Below are 24923 nucleotides of genomic sequence, written 5' to 3' on the forward strand. Positions count from 1 at the left end.
CCGACATGAGTGTTAAAGACAATGTTAATCAATTATATAAGAGGTGATAATAGTGGATGTAGTAATAGTTAAAGTGACATATGATCGAAAATCAAAAACTAAATTAAGTGAAGAACTAGCAGAAAAGAAATCAGTAACAGATGCATTTGATATGCAATTTATTAGTATTCTAATTAAAAGTCTTGTTGATGCAAGAGTAATTAAGGGAATAGGTACACAGGCTGATACTATATTGCAAAGTGATGTAGCATGATTTATGAAGAATAAAATTATAGGAGTGATACAAGTGTTTGTAAATATAGCAAATAATATATATAGTGAAATTGTTATTAATAATTTAATAGATATATTTAAAGATATAGAATTAGATGGATTAAAAAGGAAGGATTTGCAAAATATCATGGCATTCATAGATGGAATACAGAAATACTTAGATTCTATAAAGCAAAGAAGTGAAAAAGGGCAAATTTTACTTGATGTAAATGAAATAACAGATTTATTAGTACAAGCACGTGTTGTGTTGATGTGTATAAATTCAATTTAATAGGAGATGTATTAATGATAACCAAAATAAATGAATTTTTAAAAGTGTTACAGGGTAATAATAGTTGCATAATCAAAGTGGATGCTAAAAGAATCATTCAAGTTAAAGATATTGATCCTGAAAATAGAAAGGGTGGAGATATTTACTTTGTAGTTAACAGTGGAGGTACTAAAGATAAAGAAATTCATACATTTAATGCAGTATTTTTAGACTTTGACTGTGGTAAAGATAGAAATGGTGACTATAAGACTTTAAAAGAAGTAGGATTATATAAACAAGGGGTTATGAGTAGGGTTCAGGAGTTTGAACTTGAACCAAGTTATGTAATAGAAACTAGAAATGGATATCATGTTTACTGGTTATTGAATAACAACGATATAAAGGTTACGGTAGAGCAATGGCGAGAATGTATGCACCTACTTATAAATTATTTTAATTCTGATCCAAAAGTAAAGAATCCCTCAAGGTTGATGAGAGTTCCTTATACTTTATGGATGAAGGATAAGAATAATCCTTTTCGAGTAGAGATGATTAATGAAACTAAGAAGAGATACAGAATCGAAGAAATAAAAGATTATTTTAAAAGACAGTCCATCAATAGCAAATCATGTAATAAAGAGAAGGAGAGTTTTCAGTCGATACATAATAAAAATATTATAAATATCTTACCTTATGTATCGACTGAAAACTCAAAGTTAATAAAATATAGACAAGTTAATGCTTTAGAGAATAGGTTGAAAGCAGAGAGTAAAGTCTTTAATACCAATAATGAATGTATAAGATACATTACACATGAAATAGATATTAGAGTTTTCTTAGGTATAGAAGTTAACGGAAGTAAGAATTTTAATTGTATATTTCATAACGATAAAAGACCTTCCGCTAATATAATATATCCTTCCATTAATGGTGAACATCTTTATGTGTGCAACAGTAATTCTTGTGGATTTAAAGGCAACATAATTACTTGTGTTGAAAAATTGCAAGGTTGCAGTAGATTGCAAGCTATTGAATTTATTAAACAAGTGTACCACCTCAGAGTTGAAGAGTCAGAATGGGTTATTAAGACAAAAGATATATTAGATGAAAATATCAGAATTATTCTTGTTAGAGAATGGGAAGATAGCATGAATGAAATGCACTCTATCGTTAGAAGATATTATAATGATCTAGTAACATTAACTGAGATAGCACGTAATAATATATGTACATCAGAGTTTTCTGATTATAAAGATAATGTTATATTTTTTGTAAGTCAGAGATATATGGCAAGTTTACTAAATAGATCTCAATCAAGTGTAGCTGTGAGATTAGCACTTTTTGCTTATCTTAAGCTAATTACTAAAATCGACGACGATAAAGTCCCTGCACGATTGAAGAGGAAGGCTTTAGAATATGCTAAGTGTAATAATTTGAAGGATACAATTCAGTTCTATTCAATACCATCATATGGTTATAAAGCATTAAAAGAATCAACAGAAAGAGCAAAGCTATGGAAAGAAACAGGGTGCACGATAAAAGGGATGTCGCAAGAAATGCTACATAGAACCTTTGGAGAAGAAATAGCTAATGAGGTTTATCCAAAGAGAAAGGATGTAAAACCTACAGGGAAAGCAAATCGATTTAAATTACTATTTGAAAAATATTTAATTATGATGATTAATGAGAGAGGATATGCAACAGAAAAAGATGTTTTGAAAAGAATATCTGGTATAAAAGTTGTTAAAGAAATAAAAGAAAAAAGAGTACTCTGCCAAGTACTCACACAAAACAATCTTACCCGTATTAGAAGTAATAAAGAATTAAAAGAAAAATTCAATATTAAATCAAAAGGTTATCCGTTTATAATTATAAAGCAAAGTATAGGCTATTGCAACTGTGCATAATCTATAAAGTTTAAATTAAAGATAAACTAGAATTTAGCCTCATGCGTAGCAATAATTTACAGTGTGCTATGGATGAGGCTTTTATAATAAAGTTTAAATAACATTTTATTAGTTTTAAGAGTATTGTCTTTAACTGCTGTAACTATATAAAACTTCTTAAAAATATGCTATACAAGTTCATATTATACAGGTAGGATCTTAAATATAGCTATATGCTATTGTATTGGTTACAACCTAATGGATTAGCTGGTATATCTAAGGGGTTTACTAGGCTGATTTAGTAACTATCTTTAAATGCTTTATTATCAATAGTTGCTTTAAAGATAGTAACAGAATAATCACAAAACACCACAAAATAAGTTTAAGGGTAGTATAGGGGGGAAAGAAGTAAATGTACTAGTGAAAATAACCGTAGCATTAAAGAGAATTGAGAGGTTATTTTTATTCTTTTTATGATAACTTTAGAGTGGTTATTAGAGGGGGTGGTAGATTATGGAACTATTATTTAGGTTGTTATTAATAGCTAAGTAGTGAAAGAAAACATATTTTAAAAATCATCTTATAAACAAGCTAATTTAGAGTATAATTGATAAAATAAGATAGAAAGGAGGTGTGATAACAATTAATATTAAAGATGTTGTTTTAGGTATAGTTCTAGGAATATTAGTACATGTATCATTTGTATTAAGTATAATTATATATGTCACTAAAAAGCATAAGGTATCCATAAATTATGATAAAGATTTAGATAAGTTTATGGATAATGCATATCATCAAGCTAAATGGAAGAAAGGTAATATAAAGTTAGTGGATGGATTCAATATAGTTAATAATACGCTTCCATTTCATAACATAACTATAGAACCAAAGGATGAAGGGTACTGTTTAGGATATTGTTATTTTACGAGAGCGGTATTTGAGAGAAATTTGCCTAAAATTATTAGAAAGTATTTTAAGGAAGTATATAATGTTTCATTTTTAATCAATGCAGAACTAAATATATACACAATAAATGAGATAAGAACAGAAAAAAAGGTTAAATATGAGGTAAGTAAAAATATCTTTGAGATACTAAAGGCTGTGCGTTACTATCAGAGAATGATAGAAAACAAGGGGCTATTCTATAAGAGTGATGGGGTGATGCCCCAAAGATATATAAGTATAAAAACTGCTGTAATGTTTCATTTTAAATATCTATTAAGTAAAATGAGGATTTACAGAGTAAAGATACATAATAAGCTAGACCTAAATAAGTTTATACTACAAAAAGTTGAGGCAAATGAACTAGTTATGATAAGAATGAATGGATATTGTATAGAAAGGGATGTAGGACATTGTGTTTTAGCATATAAATATGAAATTCTTAGTGATGATGAGGTTAAAGTATTTGTTTACGACTGTAATATACCAATAACATATGAAAATGATGTAGCAGATGATGTATTTATATTATTTAAACTAATTAATGGAGAGTGGGAGTATCTATATAGACCTGTTATAGATAATACAGACTACTATAAAGATAGTAATTATAACTCATATTCACAAGAATCAGTTATTGTCTTCAGCTAATGAAGGGATCTCTATATAGAGGTCTAGAAGAGTTGTTAATTCCGACACATAATTTATAGATAAAAGCATTTATTTCTAAAATGTTTTTCTGTGTAAATAGGAGATGTAAAGACACTTAGGGGTTGTCAGAATTTTAATAAGAGATAGATGCCAGTTTGGATATGTTGGCATCTTTAGGAACTACTTAACTGGCTTCACAACTTTAATTTCAACACATTGATTGTCAAATTTTGTTCTTGTTTATCATCAATTAATATAGTATCAGCTGCAATAAGATTATCTTTTACAGCAGGATACATCACATTAAGTATGTTAGAAAAGAACTTCAATGCTTCTCGAAGCATAGGTTCAAATTGACCTTGTCTCAAATTTAATTCCTTTCTACCTGATTCAGTAATGGCATAGTACTTCTTATCAGAAATAGTTTTAACATTTTCTATGTATCCATATTTCATCAGCTCTTTTAAAACTGGATAATGAGTACCATGTGAAGGCGTCCAAACATTAGCATTCACAGCTTTTTTAAGCTCCGCTAAAATTCCACGACCGTATAAAGGTTGATCCTTCTTGTCTAGTATAAACAGTGTGTATAATGATAAAAAGCTTGAACTTGACATCTTAGTTGGAAACATCCTGTTATATTCAGCTTTATAGACATGCTTAGTGTCCTTCATTACACGATTATAGCAACCTAATAAGTTTAACTTTTCACTGGTTCCTTTTGTATTAATCATAATATAACCTCCTTCTTAATCAAGCAGTTTAACGTCCTACTTAGGACAATTGAATAGTTGAGTAGTCGTCAATATCACAGCCTACAGGTTTGATGGCATTGTTACCAATAGACTAACATTTTGAAAATAACCATCACTAATGCCCTGCTAAGGGCAACTTCTTTAAACAGAGGTAGGGAGACAAATAAAAGCCAATAAAGGTAATCAGATAAACCTACAGAATAATGTCTATATCTATTGAATGCTATGATGCTAAGAAATACACGGGTTGATATAGTTAGAATTGTAAAGTTAGTTTGGGGGATGTTGATATCAAATGGTTCTGGTAATAGAGAGTATAATAGCACAAGGATAAATTAGGGGAATACAATATTATGCAAAATATGACGTAGGAATAAATGCCATATATGTAGCAGTATCAGCAGATGTTCCGAAGGAATATGGATAGTGTTATTGGATACAGAGCGACGGTACCAGTTTGGCTTTAGTGATGATAGAGTGTCTAATGACTACGGTAAGAGCTTAGTATTGGTAGAATAAGACAATCGTGAACTTATCTAACTTTCTTCTCAGGAGGGGGTGGGGCATTAAACTATAGAATTGACTTCAATACATATAGCCTGGTACTGGGAGAATTTATATATAGTTTTTTTGTGTATATATGAGAGATTTATTTATATACACTTAATTACTATCAGTATTTTAGTATTGACATACTAAATTTCAAACAGTACAATATATATTATACTAATTTAAAAATATTGAAAGGAGGATTACCTTGAATATAAATATAGATGTAGCTTTAAATAAGTTATACCAAAGACAAATAGTTACCAGAGAACAGCTCTTAAATGAAATGTTAAGAGTTAAATTAACAGAGAAAGAATTGCAGCTAAACAATAAAAACACATATGATAAAGATAAGCTGTTTCGATTTATGAAAAAGACAACAGAAGATGAGCTAGGCTTCTTCCCAGCAGATAGAGATGACTTTGTAGATATTTATGAAGTTTTAAAAGAAATTGATATTGTAGACTTTACCCTTGAAATATTTAAGGATGATAGAATGGGAACTATTATTTCACCAAGTTATCTAACAACATATATAAAAGATAAGGCACAAAAGGTTAATCCTAAAAAAATACTTATAACTGAGGCTGAGAAACATTTAGCAGGGTTAAAGGAATTTGCAGACGAGTTTTCGAATGTAGAAAGTACATTAACTACTGAATCAAAGCAAATGTATTTACTTCTAAAGCTCATATTCAGTGATTATCAAAACATTAGAATAATATTTGAGTCCATATACAGTGATTGTTTGATAGATGAGAAGTTCGACTATATATACTCACTGCCTACCTTTGGATACAAGCCAGAGAATGCTTTACGTAAGTTTATTACAAGAGATAGTGATGGTATAGCTATGGAAAATATGCTAGAGCATTTAGATGAAAAAGGCACTTTAGATATCATTGTGCCTGCAAAGATAACTTTTACTAGCATGGGTTATGAAAAGCTAAGAGCGTTTATAACAAATAATTATAATGTAAAAAGTATATTTATATTGCCAGAAGGTACTTTTAGGCCATCAACAGCTATTAAAACTTACTTATTTACTCTTACTAAATGTAAACAAGATGAAATTGAAATAGGAACATTAAAACCAGATAATGAAATATTCTATAAGGAAGCTCCTACTCCTAACGTCATAGGAGTAAGCGATTCACACCAAAAGCAAGTTTTTGGTTCTCTGCTTATAGAAGACAAAAAACAAATAAAAACTAAAGAATTTTTGTCTCATGAGGATTGGAGGGTAGAACTTCTACTTTCTGGTGATGATGAAAATATACAAAAGTTTAAAAATTCTAACTTAGAAAAGGTAAAACTTAAAAATGTAGCAGAAGTCTTTAGGGGTAAATCTATTTTAAAGAAGGATACTACAGTTGGAAGTATTTCAGTTCTTAATATATCCAATATAGAAAATGGAGAGATTAACTATGACTGTATGGGTACCATTGATGAAGAAGAACGTAAAATTAAGAGATATGAACTAATAAATAATGATGTATTGATTTCTTGTAGAGGCACAGCTATCAAATCAGCAGTATTTAAACAGCAAGATAAGCTGATTATTGCTTCAGCTAATGTAATTGTAATTAGACCAAAGGAAAAAGTACTTGGTGAATATATAAAAATATTTTTTGAAAGTCCTATTGGTATGGCAATTATTAAAAGTTTCCAAAGGGGAACAACCATAATGAATATTAATCATTCAGATATTATGGAAATGGAGATACCATTACTATCTATAAATGAGCAGAAGGAAATGATAAAAAATTACAATGAAGAATTGAACATCTATAAAGCTGTTATAAGTAAGGCAGAAAGTAGATGGGATAATATAAAAAACAAACTTTACAATAAATTAATATAGGGGGATTAGTATGTTTAATAAAGAATTAATTGAATCTATTGGTAAAAGTTATCCTGAGAGAGTAAAGGATATTGGGGAAAGTCTTGGATTAGTAAATATAGTTATTGATGAATTATTAGGTAATATAAATGAAGATGTTACTAAAGCCTTAGATGATAGAAATCATGAGAGAGCTACTAACTATATAGATATGCATTCTAAAATATGTGAAATTTATGATAAAAATATTAATCTAATAGCATCTCTAGAAACTAATGAAAAAGAGGAAGATGTTATTGAACAAACTGATGAAGAAGAAAAACGAGTGATACCTGATTATAACAAATATGTTGTTGATCATACCATACCGCATGCATTATATGAGGATTTTGAGTTTAAGAGACCTATAAGTTTTAAACTAAAAGACAATGAAATGAAAGTATCAACTTGGATTGATGTATTCCTATTAACATGTGAAATTTTGTGTAAAATAGATTCACAAATATTTAAAAGCTTTATATATGACAAGAACATGAACGGAAGAAAAAAGAGCTATTTTTCAGTTTCAAAGAATAACATACGCAAACCTAGAAAGCTAGAATGTGCTGATATTTATATTGAGAGCAATCTAAGCGCTAATTCTATTAAACAAATTATTATTAAGATGCTAAGAAAATACAATATAAAGATTACTGACTATATAGTTTATTTTAGAGCCGATTATACAGAATTAAATAAGAATAATGGAGGATTAAAGTAATGGCGGTAAATTTAGAATTTGAAAATAGGCTATGGGAAATGGCAGATAAGCTAAGAGGGAATATAGAGAGTAGTGACTATAAGCATGTTATATTAGGTCTTATATTTTTAAAATATATATCCGATGCATTTGAAGAAAAATATGCAGAGTTATTAGCAGAAGGTGATGGTTTTGAAGAAGATAGAGATGCTTATGCAGAAGACAGCATATTCTTCGTGCCACCAAGTGCTAGATGGGAATTTATTAAACAAAGTGCAAAACAAAGTACAATAGGGCAAATAATTGATGATGCCATGATAGCAATTGAAAGAGAAAATGCTTCTTTAAAAGGAGTACTTCCTAAAAACTACGCAAGACCTGAAATAGATAAAGCAAAGCTAGGTGAGCTTGTAGATTTATTCTCATTTGATTTAGGTAGCAAAGAATCAAGAGCACAAGATGTACTAGGACGTGTCTATGAATATTTCCTAGGGAAATTTGGAAGTTCTGAAGGGGAATTTTATACGCCACCATCAATTGTAAAACTTCTTGTAGGAATGATTGAGCCATTCAAAGGCAGAGTATATGACCCTTGTTGTGGATCAGGTGGTATGTTTGTACAATCAGGAAAGTTTGTAGAAGAACATCAAGGAAGAAAAGATGACATTCACATATTCGGTCAAGAATATACAGCTACAACATGGAGACTTTGCAAAATGAACCTTGCCATTCGTGGACTTGATGGAAATTTAGGTGAAAGAGATGCTGATACCTTTGGTAATGATCTTCATAAAAACCTAAGAGCAGATTATATCTTAGCTAATCCACCTTTCAACATTAGTGATTATACATTAATGCAAGATGACGTACGTTGGAAACATGGTATTCCACCACAAAATAATGCTAACTATGCTTGGATAGAGCATATGATAAGCAAGTTATCACCTAGAGGTATTGCAGGTTTTGTATTAGCTAATGGTTCTATGAGTACTACAACAAAGGCAGAAGCTGAAATTAGAAAAAACATTATAGAAGCAGGACTTGTAGATTGTATTGTAACAATGCCAACTAACCTTTTTTATAATGTAACAATTCCGGTATGCTTATGGTTTGTTTCTAAAAAAAGAGAAAATAGAAAAGATAAGATTCTATTTATTGATGCTAGAAAAATGGGTACAATGGTTACTCGTAAGCATAGAGAGTTATCAGATGAAGAAATAAAAGAGATATACGATACATATCATGCTTGGCGTGATGAAAATGAATATGAAGATATTAAAGGCTTCTGTAAATGTGCTAGTCTTGAAGAAGTTAGAGATCATGAATATATTTTAACTCCTGGTAGATATGTAGGTATCGAAGAAGTAGAAGATGATGGAGAGCCATTTGATGAGAAGATGACAAGACTTACTGGTGACCTTGCTGAGATGTTTGCTAAATCTCACCTTTTAGAAGATGAGATAAAGAAGCGATTGGGGGCGATTGGGTATGAGCTTTAGTGAATGGAAAGAGGTTGTATTAGGAGATGTAGTAACTTTTAACCCTCGGGAAAGCATCCCTAAAAAGCAAATAGCTAAGAAAATAGCAATGGAAAAGTTAAAACCTTTCACTAAATTTATAGATAACTATGAATTTGCTGAGTTTAAAGGAGGGACAAAATTTAGAAATGGTGATACATTATTAGCACGTATTACCCCTTGTCTTGAAAATGGGAAAACATCTCAAGTCACAATATTAGATGATAATGAGGTAGGTTTTGGATCTACTGAATATATAGTTTTAAGAGAAAAGGTAGGAGTGACTAATAAGGATTATATTTACTATTTATCAATAAGTCCTAAGTTTAGAGACATTGCCATTAAATCAATGGTTGGTTCATCAGGTAGACAACGTGTGCAACAGGATATGTTGCAAAGTACAGAAGTATTGCTTCCGTCACTTATAGAACAAAAATCCATAGCTGATACTCTATCTTGCCTTGATGACAAAATAGAGCTAAACAATCGTATCAACAAAACCCTTGAAGAAATGGCACAGGCTATTTTCAAAAACTGGTTTGTGGACTTTGAGCCATTTCAAGATGGGGAGTTTGAGGGTAGTGAGTTAGGCATGATTCCTAAGGGGTGGAGTGAAAAAGCTCTTTACGATTTTGCTGAATATATTAACGGAACTTCATTTAAAAAGGATCAGTACTCTGATAGGGGCTGTCCTATTGTAAAAATCACTGAGCTAAAAAACGGAATAACAAGTGCGACACAATATTTTTCTGGAACTAAAGATGAAAAATATTATATTAAAACAGGTGATATTTTGTTTTCTTGGTCGGGAAACCCACAAACCTCAATAGATACCTTTATATGGTGTTGTGGTGATGCAATTCTAAACCAACATACTTTTAAAATTTCTATAAAAAACAATGATTATTGTTTTTTATATTTATTATTGAAATTTTTTAAACCAGAGTTTACAAGAATAGCAAGTAGTAAGCAAACAACAGGCCTTGGACATGTTACGGTTAGTGATTTAAAAAGACTGAAGTTTCCATATAATCACAAGGTTGTTAGTGAATTTTGTATTTTACTAAACCCAGTAATACAAATGTATGTAAAAAACTTACTTGAAAATAAAAAGTTGAATTATATTCGTGATACCCTACTTCCAAAGTTAATGAGTGGTGAAATAAGAGTGCCAACTGAGGAGGCGTAATAGCCATTGGAATTGTTAAATACTACAATCCACTTGGTGTAATAACAATCAAGGATTTATAATGGTTGTACTGACTACTATTTACGTAGTGGCTACTATATTTATAGTGCAAATAGTAAAAGTGCAAAAGCTACTGAAGAAACTCTTAAGCAAAATAGTGAAATACAGAAGCAAAATGTAAATATTCAATTATTTAATGATAGATTTGATTTGTATAATAGCATTAAGAGTATTTTAGATGATAAATATAATAGAATTTCGCAACCATTTGATAAGTTGAATAATGTGGTATCAAAAGTAAACTACAATAAAGATATTGAAATTAATATATTGAAAGTAAAATATCTATTTACAGATGAATGCTATGAAAAATTGTCAAAAGTAGTAGAAACAATTAATGAAATTTCATCTATATGCCACGATATAAACTACATCTATGAGTTAATTGAGAGAGATGTAGATGATAGTGATTTTATTACTGAAATTAAATCATTTGTTCAAGGATATGAACATGATCAAATAACAGATTTACAAGAAGAAAACTTTAAGAAGTTATGTGATGATAAGGAATTATATGTTGCAATAATATCAGATGAATATAGGCATTATAATTTTTATGAGATGTACAAAAAAATGGGGGAATTAGAGATGAAACTTAGAGAGGAAAAATGTATTCTATTTAAACATTTTGAAAGTGAATTGGATATTGGAGGTGCAATAAAATGAAAGAAGTAAATAAATATGATCTATTGGCAATTGATGCTGATAGTTGTCCAGAAAATGATCAACCAATAATTGATAAAGAATGTTCTGGTTGTAAGTTTTATAAAGGTTTTGAACTTTATAATGGGCAAAGATGTATTAAATGTTCAGCTTATCGAATCTGTTAAGCTGTTATGAAAAAATAGATTAATTTTTCATAGAATTACTCGCTCTTTGAAAATTATATAAGTTTGAATATTTTATTGCATGGCAAATAAGCCTGCAATAAAATGGATTTTTGCAGGTTAATCAAAGGTATTAAGTTTAATTTATGCCGCTGAAAACCAAGATGTTTTATTTAAGTTATCGCTGACGAAACCAGCAACTTCAGCTGGAGTTAAGCCATTTAATGAACCATGAGGCCTTATAAAGTTATAGTGAAATATAAAAAGGTATATTAAGTTATTAGCTTTTTCAAATGAGTTAAAGCCTTTTTTAGCTTTATACCATGCTTTAAAAGTTTTATTGAATGACTCAATTAAGTTATTGTTGGTATCACTAGACATAGGTGCTACAGGTGTATGCATTGTATTCGGCAAAATCGTAGCGGCAGCTTCATTATATGAAGGAAGTCTATCAGTTATAAAATTAGTGGGCTCACCAAAGCTTTTAGCTTCATTTATTAATGTGTATGCTGAATCAGAACTTCTTGATTTAGTTAAATGAAAAGCTAGAATAAATCTAGTTTCTGAGTCTATAGCTAACCAAAGATAATATCTTTCACCATTAATAAATACAACAGTTTCATCAGCGTGCCAATCGTTAGATTGTAAATCAAGACTAGCTTTAAATTTATCAGCCTTTTGTTTGAAAAAAGGTGCAAATTTATTAGTCCAACTAGCTATTGTAACGTGAGATACCTTGATACCAGAGTTTATCATCAAGAACTGAGATATAGCTCTAGTTGATGAATTATTTAAAAAATATAGCGTTAATGCAGTTAATATAACATGTAGTGGAAATCGCATACCTTTCATAGAAAGGGAGCCGATAATCAGTTCACTAGAGGCTTTATCTATATTGCATGTATGATGTTTAACTATTACATGGTTACATTTCTTATTTCCGCATCTGTAGCGATTATAATGTTTATATTCGTGATGCAAGTAGGTTGCTTTGTTACATTTAGGACATCTAGGATATTTAGATATTATCGGGGAACTGATGGAGTCAGGTGCGAATTGACGCTTACATTTTTTACATTGATACTTTTGATTAGCCTGCTTATCTAAACCAAACTTATATAGTTTATCAGAATGGCAGCGAGGACATTTTATATTAGTTTTGCTCATTGTTCTTCTCTCCTTTTTTAGGGGGATAATTAATTATTGTCAAACTTATTGTATTTCCTAAGGTTGAGAAGAGCAATGTTCATATAACTTAACAGATCGAACTTATCATGAGGGGGAAATGGTAAATGAAAAATAATTTTTGTGAATCACACTTAGAGGAAGCTACTCTTGAGTGGTTTGAGGAGCTAGGCTACGAGTTAGTCTTTGCTCCTGATATTGCTCCTGAGGGAGAGTATTCAGAACGTGAGGATTACAGTGATGTTATACTTAGTGAAAGGCTAAAGGATGCTCTTTCAAGGATTAATCCTAAAATGCCAAGTGATGCTATTGAGGAAGCTTATCGTAAGATTTCAATACCACAAAGTCCAAGTTTACTTATGAATAATAAAGCATTTCAAAAGATGGTAACTGATGGTATAGATGTTCAAGTAAAGAAGAAGGATGCTAGTTATAAGACTGAAAAGATTTATGTCTTTGATTTTAAAAAGCCACTAAATAATGAGTTTATGGTATCAAATCAGTTTACAATTATTGAACATGGAAAGGAAAAAAGACCAGATGTAATTGTATTTGTAAATGGTATTCCATTAGTAGTTATAGAGCTTAAAAGTGCTAGTGATGAGAATGTAGATATAACAGATGCTTATAATCAGCTTCAAACTTACAAGATGACTATACCTTCTTTGTTTACTTATAACTCATTTATGGTAACTAGTGATGGAATTAATGCAAGAGCTGGTACTTTAACTTCTGATGAGGACAGGTTTATGGCATGGCGTACCATTGATGGTGAGGATGTTGCACCAGTATCTATTCCTCAACTTGAAGTATTAATTAAAGGAATGTTTCAGCGAGACCGTTTCCTTGATATTATTAAGCAATTTGTATTATTCCAAAGTGATGGTAAGGATACCTATAAAATACTTGCAGGATATCATCAATACCATGCTGTAAACAAGGCAGTAGAAAGTACAGAACGTGCCACTATGGAAAGTGGTGATAGAAGAATAGGTGTTGTTTGGCATACTCAAGGTAGTGGAAAAAGTTTATCTATGGTGTTCTATGCAGCAAAGCTTGTAATTAGTTCAGAACTTGGAAATCCAACTATTGTGGTTATTACAGATAGAAATGATCTTGATGACCAACTGTTTGGTACATTCTTAAAGTGCAAAGATATACTTAGAACTACACCAGTTCAAGCTACAGATAGAACAAATCTAAGGGATTTACTTAACAATAGGACCAGTGGAGGAATTATATTTACAACTATTCATAAATTTGCGCCAGAAGATAAAGGTGATGCTGCACCTGTACTTACAGACCGTAAAAACGTCATAGTAATGGCTGATGAAGCACACCGTAGTCAATATGGATTTGGTGCAGATATTGTAAAAGGTGAAAATGGTGCTGATGTAAAATACGGTTATGCAAAATATATGCGTGATAGTTTACCTAATGCATCTTATATAGGATTTACTGGTACACCAGTTGAACTTACTGATAAAAATACTCGTGCAGTATTCGGAGATTATATTGATGTTTATGATATGACAAGGGCTGTGGAAGATGGTACAACTGTTAAGATCTTCTATGAAAGTAGGATTGCTAAACTTGAACTTCCAGATGAATTAAAGCCTAAGGTTGATACTGAATATGATGAAATCACAGAATATCAAGAGGTAGGTCAAAAGGAAAAGTTAAAGAGTAAATGGGCAAGACTTGAAGCTATTGTTGGATCAGGTGAAAGAGTTAAGTTAATTGCAAAGGATATTGTTGAACATTTTGAAAAACGTCAAGAAGCTCAAGAAACTGAAGGTGGTAAAGGCATGATAGTTGCCATGAGCAGAAGAATTGCTATTGATTTATACAAAGAGATTACAGCACTTCGTCCAGATTGGCACAGTGATGATTTAATGGCTGGTAAAATTAAAATAGTAATGACAGGTAGCTCATCAGATTCAGCTGAGTGGCAACCTTTTATAGGTACAAAATCAAACAGAGAGACACTGGCTAAACGTATGAAAGATAAAAATGATGAATTACAACTTGTTATTGTACGTGATATGTGGCTTACAGGGTTTGATGTACCAAGTATGCACACTATGTATATTGATAAACCAATGAAAGGTCATAACTTGATGCAGGCCATAGCAAGAGTAAATCGAGTATTTAAGGAAAAACAAGGTGGACTGGTTGTTGATTATATAGGAATTGCTGAAAACTTAAAAGAAGCACTTTCACAGTATACAGAAAGTGATAAAAAGACTACAGGAGTTGATACAGAAGTTGCATCTATGGTACTTCTTGAAAAACACGACCTAATTAAAGAGTTACTTCATGGACATGACTATAGTAAATTCTTTACTGGTAAAGCTAGTGAAAAAATGCAAGCAATTGTAGAAACAATGGACTTTATCATTGGACTTAGAGAAGATAGGAAGAATGATTATATTAAGCTAGTAACAGAACTTGCAAGAGCATATTCCCTATGTGCAACAACAGACATTGCAGAAAGATTGAATGATGAGGTTGGATTCCATAAGGCAGTTAAAGCAAGTATTGTTAAAATGATTAACGATAATAACAAGAAGAAAACAACATCACAGCTTGATAATGAATTAAATCAACTGATATCTAAATCAATATCTTCAAATGAAGTAGTAGATATCTTAGGATCAGTTGGACTTAATAAACCTAACATTGCTATTCTGTCAGATGAGTTCCTTGAAGAAGTTAAAGGAATGAAGCAGAAAAATTTAGCTGTAGAACTACTTAATAGATTGCTAAAAGGTAATATTAAATCTTTCTCTAAACGTAATCTTGTGCAGTCTAAGAAATTCTCTGAATTACTAGAAGCTGCTATTATAAAGTATCAAAACAGAACCATCGAAACTACACAAGTTATTATGGAGCTTATAGAACTTGCAAAAGAAATCACAGAAGCAAAAAAACGTGGAGAGTCCACAGGGCTTACTCCTGATGAATTAGCATTTTATGATGCTTTATCAGACAATGAATCTGCTCGTGAAATTATGGGTGAAGATATACTAAAGCAAATAGCTAGAGATTTAACTGTTTCCATAAAAAGAAGTATAAGTGTTGATTGGGCAATTCGTGAAAGTGTGCAAGCTAAGATGAAGATGACAATTAAAAGGCTGCTTAAAAAATATGGTTATCCACCAGATAAGACAATGAAGGCAGTAGATATTGTAATGGAACAAACAAAGCTTATGTGTTCTAATGAAGTAGTGTATGCACCAAGTACTAAAGATAATTTTTATGCTGATAAGGTTGCAGAAGAAAGAAGCGGTTATTAACAAATAATATAAGCAGAGATGTTAGTTAATATTTCTGCTTATATGAATATTAACTAAAGGAATGGAGGTATTAATTATGGCAGATATTAAGTTTGAAATAGAAAAAGAATTAGGAACTATATCAGAATCAGCAAAAGGTTGGAAGAAGGAATTAAACCTAATTAGTTGGAATGGTAAAGAAGCTAAATATGATTTGAGGGAGTGGGCACCTGAGCATGAAAAAATGGGTAAGGGAGTTACTTTATCAGCAGATGAATTGAAGAAGCTTAAAGATATACTTAATGGTATGGATTTATAACTTAAAAATTAGGAGTTAAGAGCTATTTATAAAAAATTAAGTGAAATAAAGGGATTGATCAAAAGTTTGTACAAAACTTAAGACAATATTGAATATTAAAGGGGATTGAGATTATGAAGAATGAATTAGTATTACCAAAAAATGAATTAATATTGCCCAAAGTGGAATGCGGAACATTACCAGCTGTTAGAGAGATAATTGAAGCATTAAACGTACCAAGAGAAGTTTTAGCAAGTGATGAAGAGATAGTATATGCATGGAATGGGTTGCCAAGAGAGTTAAGCAAAATTCCACTAGAACTACGAGGAGAATTGTTAGCTAGAATGTGTATAGCAACTTCAGTAGGACTATTTGATGGATCTATAAATTATGTATGGAATGCATCTATAAATAATTTAAGAAAAAAGGTTAAGGATTTTGGATATAATGTAGTTGGACAAATATTACAAAAGCAATTTGAAGAAAAGAATTTATATGATATGAAAGATTCAGAATTGCTTGAATTATGCTTAAAAATAAACTTGATTTCAGAGGAAGGATTTTATTTTCTTGATCAATGTAGAGATATGAGAAATAACTTTTCAGCAGCTCATCCCAATATGGGTTTAATTGATGATAGAGAATTGATAGTATATATCAGCAGATGCGCTAAGTATGCTCTATCAACTACAATTAATCCACAAGGCGTTGACATAAGCGATTTTATGAGAACTATTAGAAGTGCAAGATTTAGTAAAACGCAGAAACAGGCATGGATAACTAGACTTAATAATACACATGAAGCACAAAGAGATGTCATTTTTACTATGTTACATGGATTATATTGTGATTCGTCATCAAGTGAACAAACAAGGTTAAATTCGATTGATATATGTATCAATTTCAAAGATGAGTTTACGTCTAACACAATATCTGAACTGTTAAATAGGCATTATGAATATCAAGTAAAGGATAAAACAGACAAATATAGTGCATCTCAACAGTTTTTTGAAAAGCTAGGTCTTATAAGTTACTTCACAGAAATAGAGAGACATACTATAGTTTCAAAAGCTTGTGGTAGATTAATGGGAGTGCATCAGGCCTATGATAATTTCTATAATGAAACACCATTTGCAGAAAGATTGCTTGAATTAACTAAGTCAAATCAGGTACCAGAATCAGCAAAAGAACAATTTGTAATAGTTGTTGTAACATGCTATGTGGGGAATAAATATGGACAGTGTAGAGCTGCATTGAAGTATTATGAAGAAATTATAAAGAATTTTACACCTAAGGAAATAGAGATTATGCTTAAAATAGAGAATAGCAATAGTATTGTTGCAGATCGAATAAAGTCTCATTCAAGGTGTAGAACGGCATATAAAGAGGCAGTTAGATTAATAAATAAGGAGAGTATACCAGTATCACTAATGGTTAAATACTTGAGTATATTAAGATAAGAACTTTTAAAATGTAAAACACAGGTAAAGAAGATGAATAATCATATTTATAACACATAGACGAGTAATTACAATAGTTATAACATATAAGCAAAACAAAACACTAGGTGTAATATTGGTATCGGGTGTTTTGTCTTGTTGCTCTTTATCAGAAGAACTTATTTGTGGACTGGTTCCATGGCAACCTAATAAGTAATAGGTACTTCAAAGGGGTGGGGCTTGAAACTATGAAATTATTATCATAGAATATATCCTAGTACTACGAGAATTTATATGATGTTTTTTAGACATGAGAGTTTGAATGTAATGATTAGTGTGGAATGAGTCCTTAAACATATATATATAAATATATATATATGTCTACCTACAAATGTAGATATATCTACATTTGTTTATCTATAAGGGGCAGCGTCAACATTGTAGTAATCTTAAGCTTATTTATAAACTTATAAGTAAAATAGAAAGTTGCTCTATTCCAAAGCTTAGCGAACTGTGATACAAAAGGATTTTTAATCTCTCTGTAGAATAAATGAAGACAAAGGAGTGATTATATGGAAGATAATAATAAATTTGATATACCTAATATGGGAAATTTACTTAAAGATCTTGATTTATCTAAATTTGAGTTGTCAAAACTTCAAGTTCCTATAATTGACCATTCTGTTATTAATAAACAAATAGAAGAATTCCATAGGGAGCGGCAAAGAAAAGAAAATCTGCGTGATGGATGGTTAAAGACTATTGCAGAAAATGTGCTTGCTATAAAGAACAACTCAGATGGATTAGTTCTATCTATGGAAGATTTAATTCAAACTATAGTTATTAGTAATAAGATTACAGAGGCTAATCTTGCTATAATTGAACAGCAACTAGAAAAGATTAAAGATAATGGTCATGTTAATAAAGTTGACGAAATAAAGAAGGCTACGTTAGCTCTTGCGACTCAGAAAGGGTTAGAATGTGGTTTCGTATTTATTCTAAAAGCGTTGGAGATGCTAGGGAATTAGCAGTCGTCTATTGCTACATAGGGAGGCTTTTAAATGATTTACTATAAAATGGCATGTGTAGATGATACATATTCTATTTCCTACGACAATTATTATAATACCAAGAGTATAGAGTGCATTCAAGCAAGGTAATCAGTATAATTTAATGTATCTTTACTAGCTAGATAGTACAAGTTAGCATGACTATCGAGAATATATATATCAATCATTGTTAGATGATAAAACTAACTGCGAACCAGTTGGTCAGGAGCTCGGATATTCTCTGACACACATAGAAAACCTAGAAGTTGTAAAGCTTCTAGGTTTTTCTGTTATTAACTAAAGAGTGAATCCTAACATGTGGTACTTTAATAGGAAAATAAGAATAAATTTTGTAGTTTTATAACAGAATAAATATATATTACTCATATAAAAGGGCGGCATGTTATGAATGAGATTAAATTAAGAAAAATTTTAAATAGACTAATTAAACTAACTAAGAAGTATGATATAGACAAGATAAAAGAGGTACTATCAAACCAAGAGGATATTCATATTAAAGGTGTAATATTAGAATATTATTTAAGAGAATTATACACAGGAAATGGATACTGTGCTGAAGTAGTAGGTGGTGCTGATGATGGTAAGGTAGATTTAATAATATATACAAATAAATATACTAAAGATGTTAGCGTATGTATACAAGTTAAAAATCATAGTAGATCCTTAAATAGAACTAATGCATTAAAGGAATTTAACACCTTTCTAGTGAAGGGAGCACTAAAATATAAGTGTGATAAGTATATGATTATATCTGTTCAAGGGTTTACCACTCCAGCTAAAAGATTAGAAGTACAAAATGTAACCTTATGTGGATGGGAATATATACAACAACTTATCAAAGGTTATAATCCTGGAGTAAGCAAGAAATCAGGAAGGTTACTTAGTATTTGTGACAAGCATTTTCTTAAGATATTTAATCAATTAGTAGAATATAAAAATAGAACAGGACATTGTATAGTTCCGTATTCTTGTTGTGGTGAATTTGCTAAGTTATCACAAGATGTTTCTGAACTTAGAATGAAAAAGAGAAGGGGAGAGCTAGAAGTGGAAAAAGTAAGTTTGTTGGATTCTATAGGGTTTTGTTGGGAGCCGTTACAAAAAATATGGAATGAAAGTTATTTACAGCTTAAAGAGTATTGGGAGAAGCATGGTCATACAAAAATTAGAAATGGTCAGGGTCCAACAACTAGAAATTGGGCAAGAGTACAAGTAACTAAATTTTTAAATCATGAATTAAGTGCTATGCAAATTAATAAGCTTAAGGAGATTAACTTCTTTGAAGATTGGATACCAGCAATATAGTAGTTTATATGTGTATTGCACGGTCAATCTTAATATTTATATTTTATTTGCACTAAGAGTAGGGCTTACTGAATGTTAAGGTAAAGTATATAGAGTTTTAATTATATACTTTACCTAGGAGTCTAAAATATTTAACGATGCCTATAATCTTCAATAGATATTGTACATTTGATACGATACGGTTCGCCTCCACCATGAAACCCACGAAAATCTAAAATTTGGATTTTCGTGGGTTATTTTATAGAAATAAATTTATTAATAAGTACATTGCTGGTGTATTTTCATTACTAAGCATGGTATCAATATGGGCAAAAGAGGCTGCAGATAGAGAATAATTGCTATTGAATTTATATACTCTTTACAGTAATAATATATGGATAGTTACAATTTGATTGAGTAAAATTAAATTGTGAAAATTCAAAATTCATACAGATTCTTTAATACTTTTAAAAAGATAAATTTAAGTTTTTGTATTTTTCTAAAAATCTGTTATTTATAGTTTTAGGCATATGCTTATGCTTATGTAAAAAATGGAGACTTACAAAGAAATAATATTATGAATGTGCAAAGGAGGGGATTATGAAGATTGTTTCAGATATTTTAGTCATTGCAGTAGCTGTTGAGCACATTTTTATAATGTTGCTTGAGATGTTTTTTATTAAATCTGAAAACGTTAGAGCATCACTCATCCCAGCAACTATTTTTCCGAAATCAATTTCATTTAATAAAGCTAATTGATTTCGAAATAATACGTAATCCTTTATCTCACCCTTTTCTTTTAAGTTTTTAGCATATGACCCATCTACTGTTCCTGCTTGAACTGCAATCACCTTGTCTTTTAAATCCTCTTTAAACCGTATATTAGAAAACTCAGGAACAACAAAGATTTCATAATTTCTATACCATAAAGTTGTAAAGTTTACTAGTTTTCTACGTTCAGATGTATTAAATGTTCCATTAACAGCCTAATCTATTTCATCGTCAGCTGGTAGCTTAGTAAATAACTTATTATATGGAGCAATTTTCATTTCTCTTTTATTATGTATTATATATTTTTGGAATTTCATATCATTTGTATTCATTTCTATTTTTATTTCTATGTGTCTATCAATTAGGGAATACATCAAGTGAGATTGATGCTAAAAAATTTGACAAAATAAATAGAAAAGAATAAAATACTTGTTAAGACAAGTATTTAAAAGGAGAATTTAAAAATATGCATAAATTTGAGAATTCGTTAGGGTATATGTTAAACATTGCTGCAGCCTTAAACAAGAATGCACTATATTCTGTTTTAGCACCATATGAAATTACGCCAGAACAATTTACTTTACTTACCAAACTTGATGTAGATGGAGAGGGAAAAACACAAAGGCAATTATCACAGGAATCGTATAAAGATGAGGCAAATATAGCTAGAATTTTAAAAAAATTAGAATTAAAAGAATATGCCAAAAAAGTTTCAGATAATAAAGATAAAAGAAATAATCTTGTTTTTATTACCCCAAAAGGGCAGAAGTTAATTGAAATGCTGCATCCATTAGTAAATGATTATAGAAAACGTATGTTTAAAAATCTTTCAGAACAAGAGATTTTGACAATGGAGACAATATTGAAAAAAATTATAAAAAATTAACAATATTGCTTTAAATTCATATGTTTTTCCAATATGAAGACTTATTTTTTCTATTTTTCTTACAATATTACTTGTCTTGACAAACAATTTGAATTAAACAATGGAGTGAGAAAACATTAATAGATTAAGAATATTATCAAAAATAAAAAAAAGGGGATGATCGTCATAATAGAAACTAAGCAAAAATTAATTATAGGAATTACAGGTGCAAGTGGTATTATCTATGGAATTAGAATCCTTGAAATATTAAAGAATTTAAATATTGAGACTCATTTAATAGTATCAAAAGCGGCTGAAGCAACCCTTCAATTGGAAACTGATTTAAAAATAAATGATTTAAAAGAGCTTGCTTCAATTACATATTCCATAGATGATATTGGTGCTGCTGTTTCAAGTGGATCGTTTCAAAATATGGGAATGATAATAGCACCGTGTTCTATTAAAACTTTGTCTCAAATTGCATACAGCATTAATGATAATCTAATTACTAGAGCTGCTGATGTTGCATTGAAAGAAAAAAGGCGACTAGTTTTAATGTTAAGGGAAACCCCTTACAATCTATCACATATTCGTAGTATGCAAGCAGTGGTTGAAAATGGAGCAGTAGTTTTTCCACCTGTACCAGCTTTTTATGCTAAACCACAGACTATATCAGATATTGTGGATCAAACAGTTGGCAGAGCATTAGGCTTAGTTGGAATTGATACAGGTAATGTCAAACGTTGGGGAGACATATAGGAAAATAAAAAATCTCAGTAAACTAAGTAAAGTATTTGAAATATATTTTAAATACTTTATTAAAAAAAATAAATAAAATGTAAATTTAGGAGGTTATCTTATGAACAGAATTAAAAGTTTTCGTGAGTATATTGAAAGATTAAAAGAAATTGGTGAAGTAAAGGAAATTAATGAAGAAGTTAATTGGAACTTAGAAATGGGAGCAATTATTCGTTGGTGTAATGAAAATGGTGCTCCAGCACCGCTTTTTAACAATATTAAAGATATTGAGAAAGGGTTTCGTGCTTTAGGAGCTCCAGCTGGAGTAAGCAGACAAAAAGATTTATATCTATCACGTTATGCATTATCAATAGGAATGAAGCCTGATGCAACTGCAAAAGAAATACTTGAAGCTTTAATCAAAGGATACAGCCAAAAACCTGTTGAACCAATAATAGCTTCAAAGGCTTTTTGCAAGGAGAATGTATTAGTTGGTGAAGCTGTTGATTTATATAAGCTGCCAGTACCATATGCACATGATGGTGATGGTGGACGTTATATAAATACTTGGGGAACAATTATGGTGCAATCTCCAGATAAAAAATGGACTAATTGGTCAATAGCACGTATTATGATTCAAGATAAAAAAACTATGGTAGGTATGGTTGCAGGTGGACAACATATTGGAAAGGTAAGAAAAATGTGGGCCGATTTAGGTAAGGATACACCATTTGCTATAGCTTTTGGAACAGAACCTATGATTCCACTTGTTGCAGGTTCAACCTTAGTTTCAGAAGGTAATAACGAAGCTGATTATATAAGTGGATATTATGGAGAACCTATTGAGCTTATTAAAGCAGAAACTAATGATATACTTGTTCCAGCTAATTCGGAAATTATTCTTGAAGGTAGATTATCTTCAAGTGAAACAGCAATGGAAGGACCTATGGGTGAATATTCAGGGTATCTTATAAAGCAATCTAAATCTGAAAAACCTATATATCATGTAGACGCTATAACTTATAGAAATAATCCTATTTACCCTATTGTTATAGCAGGAGCACCAATTGATGATGACCATTCTGTAATGGGTATAGGGGCTTGTGCGGAAATATTAAACAGCCTAAGAAAACATGAGATTCCAGCAACTATGGCTTGGATGCCTTTTGAATCTGCTTGTGCTTGGCTTGTAATTACAATGCCTAAAAAGTGGAAAGAAAAAATGAATTGTAATTCTGATGAACTAATAAAGAAGATAGAAGATGCTATACATGCTTGTAAAGGAATTTTCCTTTCACCTAAAATAATTGTTGCAAATGATGATATAGATTCAACTAATATAAACCAAGTAGTTTGGGCATTTGCCACTAGAAACCATCCATCTAAAGAAATTTATTTTAGACCAGATAGCAGAGTTATAGGTCTAATGCCATATATAGACTCAGAAGAGAAAAGAGTATTTAAGACTACATCATGTATATATAATTGTTTATGGCCAGAAGATCTTCCTTATGAAGAATATCATATTACAAGTTCATATAAAGGAGCATTCCCTAAAGAAGTTCAAGAAACTGCAATGAACAAATTAACAAAAGCAGGTTTTTTATATAAACAAAAATAAAGTTACGTAATACAAGATAAAAAGGAGCTTGCTAGAATGAGAGAAGAAATTATTCCAGACATACTAGTAGAAACACATTTTGCAGGAGAAGATATAATTTTTATAGTTACTGGTGGCAAAGCACATATTGGAGCTGTTGCAACAGCATATTATGAGGAAAGTGATGTTTCCGTATCTTGCAAACAGCTTCCTCATCATAAAGAAGGAGAGCTTGCTGAAAAGATGGCTAAATCTGCAGCAATAAAATTAAAGGTTAATGTTACAGTTATTGTAGGTATTCATATTAACAATGCTACCTATACACAAATACTAACTTTAATAGATATGGCAGAAAATAAATTTGAAGAAACACTTATTACAGAGGAGCTTTCTAGAGGTAAACGGAATTGAACTAGTTTGTAGTGATGAAGATATTATAAATCTTTGATTAGGAGTTGCATCAGGAAAATATGATGCTGAATATGTAAAAGGATGGATTATTACTTTTAGTAATAAATAGGGATGAATTTTATTAGTGGATTTCAGAGGTCATGCTTCGTCTCCACCATAAAATCCACGACCATTTGTATGTGGCTTGAATAGCTGCTTACAGGTGGTCGTGTTTTTTATTGTCGCGGGTAGTGTCATAATCAAAACCACGAAAATTCAAAAATTTACAATTTAGTGAGATACCCCTAACTTTTTTGTTATTGCCACAAAAATTTTACGAATACCTAAAAAATATAAAAATGTTGACGTTTTCTTTAGTTCATGCTACACTTTACTCATAACATAAAAAGTATATAAATATCAGGCATGTGACTGGTAATGCAGGCAGGACTTGAATACGCTAATATTATATTAGTTTATTTGAGTCCTTTTTTATCTTGGCCAAATAAAAAAGTCTGCGAGCATTA

At 30.7% G+C, this 24923-nt stretch carries 22 protein-coding genes; 19 read left to right on the forward strand and 3 right to left on the reverse strand.

The window, feature by feature from the left end:
* Positions 1–52: 52 nt before the first annotated feature.
* The 4 genes from RYM86_RS11310 (at position 53) to RYM86_RS11325 (ending at position 4002) form a co-directional block, all read left to right on the forward strand.
* Positions 53–253: a hypothetical protein gene (locus RYM86_RS11310; RefSeq protein ID WP_315080553.1), complete on the forward strand. Its 201-nt coding sequence runs from the start codon at positions 53–55 to the stop codon at positions 251–253.
* A 3-nt stretch (positions 254–256) separates the two neighbouring features.
* Positions 257–544, forward strand: coding sequence for a hypothetical protein (locus RYM86_RS11315; protein ID WP_315080555.1), 288 nt, complete (start codon positions 257–259; stop codon positions 542–544).
* A 14-nt stretch (positions 545–558) separates the two neighbouring features.
* A complete protein-coding gene (locus tag RYM86_RS11320; protein ID WP_315080556.1) occupies positions 559–2430 on the forward strand; it encodes a hypothetical protein in 1872 nt (623 codons plus the stop codon).
* A 612-nt stretch (positions 2431–3042) separates the two neighbouring features.
* Positions 3043–4002 carry a hypothetical protein gene (locus tag RYM86_RS11325; protein ID WP_315080557.1) on the forward strand — a complete coding sequence of 320 codons (960 nt, stop codon included), beginning with the start codon at positions 3043–3045 and terminating at the stop codon, positions 4000–4002.
* 194 nt (positions 4003–4196) lie between these two features.
* Here the strand turns inward: RYM86_RS11325 and RYM86_RS11330 are convergent, their stop codons facing one another.
* Positions 4197–4736 (reverse strand): PadR family transcriptional regulator, encoded by a 540-nt coding sequence (locus tag RYM86_RS11330; protein ID WP_315080558.1) that lies wholly within the window; start codon positions 4734–4736, stop codon positions 4197–4199.
* Positions 4737–5514: 778 nt separating this feature from the next.
* On the opposite strand from RYM86_RS11330, the gene RYM86_RS11335 reads away from it, so the two are divergent.
* The 6 genes from RYM86_RS11335 (at position 5515) to RYM86_RS11360 (ending at position 11484) form a co-directional block, all read left to right on the forward strand.
* Positions 5515–7170, forward strand: coding sequence for a restriction endonuclease subunit S (locus tag RYM86_RS11335; RefSeq protein ID WP_315080560.1), 1656 nt, complete (start codon positions 5515–5517; stop codon positions 7168–7170).
* A gap of 10 nt (positions 7171–7180) precedes the next feature.
* Positions 7181–7909, forward strand: coding sequence for a hypothetical protein (locus tag RYM86_RS11340; RefSeq protein WP_315080562.1), 729 nt, complete (start codon positions 7181–7183; stop codon positions 7907–7909).
* Entirely contained in the window at positions 7909–9387 is a 1479-nt protein-coding gene (locus tag RYM86_RS11345; RefSeq protein WP_315080564.1) for a class I SAM-dependent DNA methyltransferase, read from the forward strand. Before RYM86_RS11340 ends, RYM86_RS11345 begins: the two co-directional genes overlap by 1 nt.
* Positions 9377–10594 carry a restriction endonuclease subunit S gene (locus tag RYM86_RS11350; protein ID WP_315080566.1) on the forward strand — a complete coding sequence of 406 codons (1218 nt, stop codon included), beginning with the start codon at positions 9377–9379 and terminating at the stop codon, positions 10592–10594. The genes RYM86_RS11345 and RYM86_RS11350 overlap by 11 nt, the downstream gene beginning before the upstream one ends.
* Before the next feature lie 210 nt (positions 10595–10804).
* Entirely contained in the window at positions 10805–11320 is a 516-nt protein-coding gene (locus RYM86_RS11355) for a hypothetical protein (RefSeq protein WP_315080568.1), read from the forward strand.
* A complete protein-coding gene (locus RYM86_RS11360) occupies positions 11317–11484 on the forward strand; it encodes a hypothetical protein (RefSeq protein WP_315080570.1) in 168 nt (55 codons plus the stop codon). Before RYM86_RS11355 ends, RYM86_RS11360 begins: the two co-directional genes overlap by 4 nt.
* Positions 11485–11625: 141 nt before the next feature.
* Here the strand turns inward: RYM86_RS11360 and RYM86_RS11365 are convergent, their stop codons facing one another.
* Positions 11626–12648, reverse strand: a complete 1023-nt coding sequence (locus tag RYM86_RS11365; protein ID WP_315080572.1) for an IS6 family transposase — start codon at positions 12646–12648, stop codon at positions 11626–11628.
* A 125-nt stretch (positions 12649–12773) separates the two neighbouring features.
* Between RYM86_RS11365 and RYM86_RS11370 the strand changes: the two genes are divergently transcribed.
* From RYM86_RS11370 to RYM86_RS11390, 5 genes are all read left to right on the forward strand, one after another.
* Positions 12774–15965 carry a type I restriction endonuclease subunit R gene (locus tag RYM86_RS11370; protein ID WP_315080573.1) on the forward strand — a complete coding sequence of 1064 codons (3192 nt, stop codon included), beginning with the start codon at positions 12774–12776 and terminating at the stop codon, positions 15963–15965.
* 76 nt (positions 15966–16041) lie between these two features.
* Positions 16042–16263 carry a PC4/YdbC family ssDNA-binding protein gene (locus RYM86_RS11375; protein WP_315080574.1) on the forward strand — a complete coding sequence of 74 codons (222 nt, stop codon included), beginning with the start codon at positions 16042–16044 and terminating at the stop codon, positions 16261–16263.
* A 113-nt stretch (positions 16264–16376) separates the two neighbouring features.
* The gene (locus tag RYM86_RS11380) at positions 16377–17702 is read left to right on the forward strand and encodes a hypothetical protein (RefSeq protein WP_315080576.1); all 1326 of its coding nucleotides are present in this window, start codon (positions 16377–16379) and stop codon (positions 17700–17702) included.
* Between the two features lie 551 nt (positions 17703–18253).
* Positions 18254–18709: a hypothetical protein gene (locus tag RYM86_RS11385; RefSeq protein WP_315080577.1), complete on the forward strand. Its 456-nt coding sequence runs from the start codon at positions 18254–18256 to the stop codon at positions 18707–18709.
* Between the two features lie 426 nt (positions 18710–19135).
* Positions 19136–20053 carry a Helicase associated domain protein gene (locus tag RYM86_RS11390; RefSeq protein ID WP_315080579.1) on the forward strand — a complete coding sequence of 306 codons (918 nt, stop codon included), beginning with the start codon at positions 19136–19138 and terminating at the stop codon, positions 20051–20053.
* Positions 20054–20607: 554 nt separating this feature from the next.
* On the opposite strand, the gene RYM86_RS11395 is transcribed toward RYM86_RS11390, so the two are convergent.
* Entirely contained in the window at positions 20608–20883 is a 276-nt protein-coding gene (locus tag RYM86_RS11395; RefSeq protein WP_399547672.1) for a hypothetical protein, read from the reverse strand.
* Positions 20884–21269: 386 nt separating this feature from the next.
* Between RYM86_RS11395 and RYM86_RS11400 the strand changes: the two genes are divergently transcribed.
* The 4 genes from RYM86_RS11400 (at position 21270) to RYM86_RS11415 (ending at position 24417) form a co-directional block, all read left to right on the forward strand.
* A complete protein-coding gene (locus RYM86_RS11400) occupies positions 21270–21689 on the forward strand; it encodes a transcriptional regulator, SarA/Rot family (RefSeq protein WP_315080581.1) in 420 nt (139 codons plus the stop codon).
* A 156-nt stretch (positions 21690–21845) separates the two neighbouring features.
* Entirely contained in the window at positions 21846–22427 is a 582-nt protein-coding gene (locus tag RYM86_RS11405) for a UbiX family flavin prenyltransferase (RefSeq protein ID WP_315080582.1), read from the forward strand.
* A gap of 100 nt (positions 22428–22527) precedes the next feature.
* On the forward strand, positions 22528–24027 hold the full coding sequence (locus RYM86_RS11410; RefSeq protein ID WP_315080583.1) for a UbiD family decarboxylase: 1500 nt from the start codon (positions 22528–22530) through the stop codon (positions 24025–24027).
* 36 nt (positions 24028–24063) lie between these two features.
* Positions 24064–24417 (forward strand): hypothetical protein, encoded by a 354-nt coding sequence (locus RYM86_RS11415; protein ID WP_315080585.1) that lies wholly within the window; start codon positions 24064–24066, stop codon positions 24415–24417.
* Positions 24418–24923 lie beyond the last annotated feature (506 nt).

This window comes from uncultured Clostridium sp., from assembly GCF_963527835.1.
In the GTDB taxonomy this organism is placed as follows: domain Bacteria; phylum Bacillota; class Clostridia; order Clostridiales; family Clostridiaceae; genus Clostridium.

What these genes read in the sequence shown, in the direction of transcription:
- RYM86_RS11370 (WP_315080573.1), top strand. Translation starts at nt 12,774, where the DNA reads ATGAAAAATAATTTTTGTGAATCACACTTAGAGGAAGCTACTCTTGAG.
- RYM86_RS11415 (WP_315080585.1), top strand. Translation starts at nt 24,064, where the DNA reads ATGAGAGAAGAAATTATTCCAGACATACTAGTAGAAACACATTTTGCA.
- RYM86_RS11405 (WP_315080582.1), top strand. Translation starts at nt 21,846, where the DNA reads ATGATCGTCATAATAGAAACTAAGCAAAAATTAATTATAGGAATTACA.
- RYM86_RS11400 (WP_315080581.1), top strand. Translation starts at nt 21,270, where the DNA reads ATGCATAAATTTGAGAATTCGTTAGGGTATATGTTAAACATTGCTGCA.
- RYM86_RS11330 (WP_315080558.1), bottom strand. Translation starts at nt 4,736, where the DNA reads ATGATTAATACAAAAGGAACCAGTGAAAAGTTAAACTTATTAGGTTGC.
- RYM86_RS11340 (WP_315080562.1), top strand. Translation starts at nt 7,181, where the DNA reads ATGTTTAATAAAGAATTAATTGAATCTATTGGTAAAAGTTATCCTGAG.
- RYM86_RS11350 (WP_315080566.1), top strand. Translation starts at nt 9,377, where the DNA reads ATGAGCTTTAGTGAATGGAAAGAGGTTGTATTAGGAGATGTAGTAACT.
- RYM86_RS11320 (WP_315080556.1), top strand. Translation starts at nt 559, where the DNA reads ATGATAACCAAAATAAATGAATTTTTAAAAGTGTTACAGGGTAATAAT.
- RYM86_RS11315 (WP_315080555.1), top strand. Translation starts at nt 257, where the DNA reads ATGAAGAATAAAATTATAGGAGTGATACAAGTGTTTGTAAATATAGCA.
- RYM86_RS11380 (WP_315080576.1), top strand. Translation starts at nt 16,377, where the DNA reads ATGAAGAATGAATTAGTATTACCAAAAAATGAATTAATATTGCCCAAA.
- RYM86_RS11365 (WP_315080572.1), bottom strand. Translation starts at nt 12,648, where the DNA reads ATGAGCAAAACTAATATAAAATGTCCTCGCTGCCATTCTGATAAACTA.
- RYM86_RS11345 (WP_315080564.1), top strand. Translation starts at nt 7,909, where the DNA reads ATGGCGGTAAATTTAGAATTTGAAAATAGGCTATGGGAAATGGCAGAT.
- RYM86_RS11385 (WP_315080577.1), top strand. Translation starts at nt 18,254, where the DNA reads ATGGAAGATAATAATAAATTTGATATACCTAATATGGGAAATTTACTT.
- RYM86_RS11375 (WP_315080574.1), top strand. Translation starts at nt 16,042, where the DNA reads ATGGCAGATATTAAGTTTGAAATAGAAAAAGAATTAGGAACTATATCA.
- RYM86_RS11360 (WP_315080570.1), top strand. Translation starts at nt 11,317, where the DNA reads ATGAAAGAAGTAAATAAATATGATCTATTGGCAATTGATGCTGATAGT.
- RYM86_RS11410 (WP_315080583.1), top strand. Translation starts at nt 22,528, where the DNA reads ATGAACAGAATTAAAAGTTTTCGTGAGTATATTGAAAGATTAAAAGAA.
- RYM86_RS11390 (WP_315080579.1), top strand. Translation starts at nt 19,136, where the DNA reads ATGAATGAGATTAAATTAAGAAAAATTTTAAATAGACTAATTAAACTA.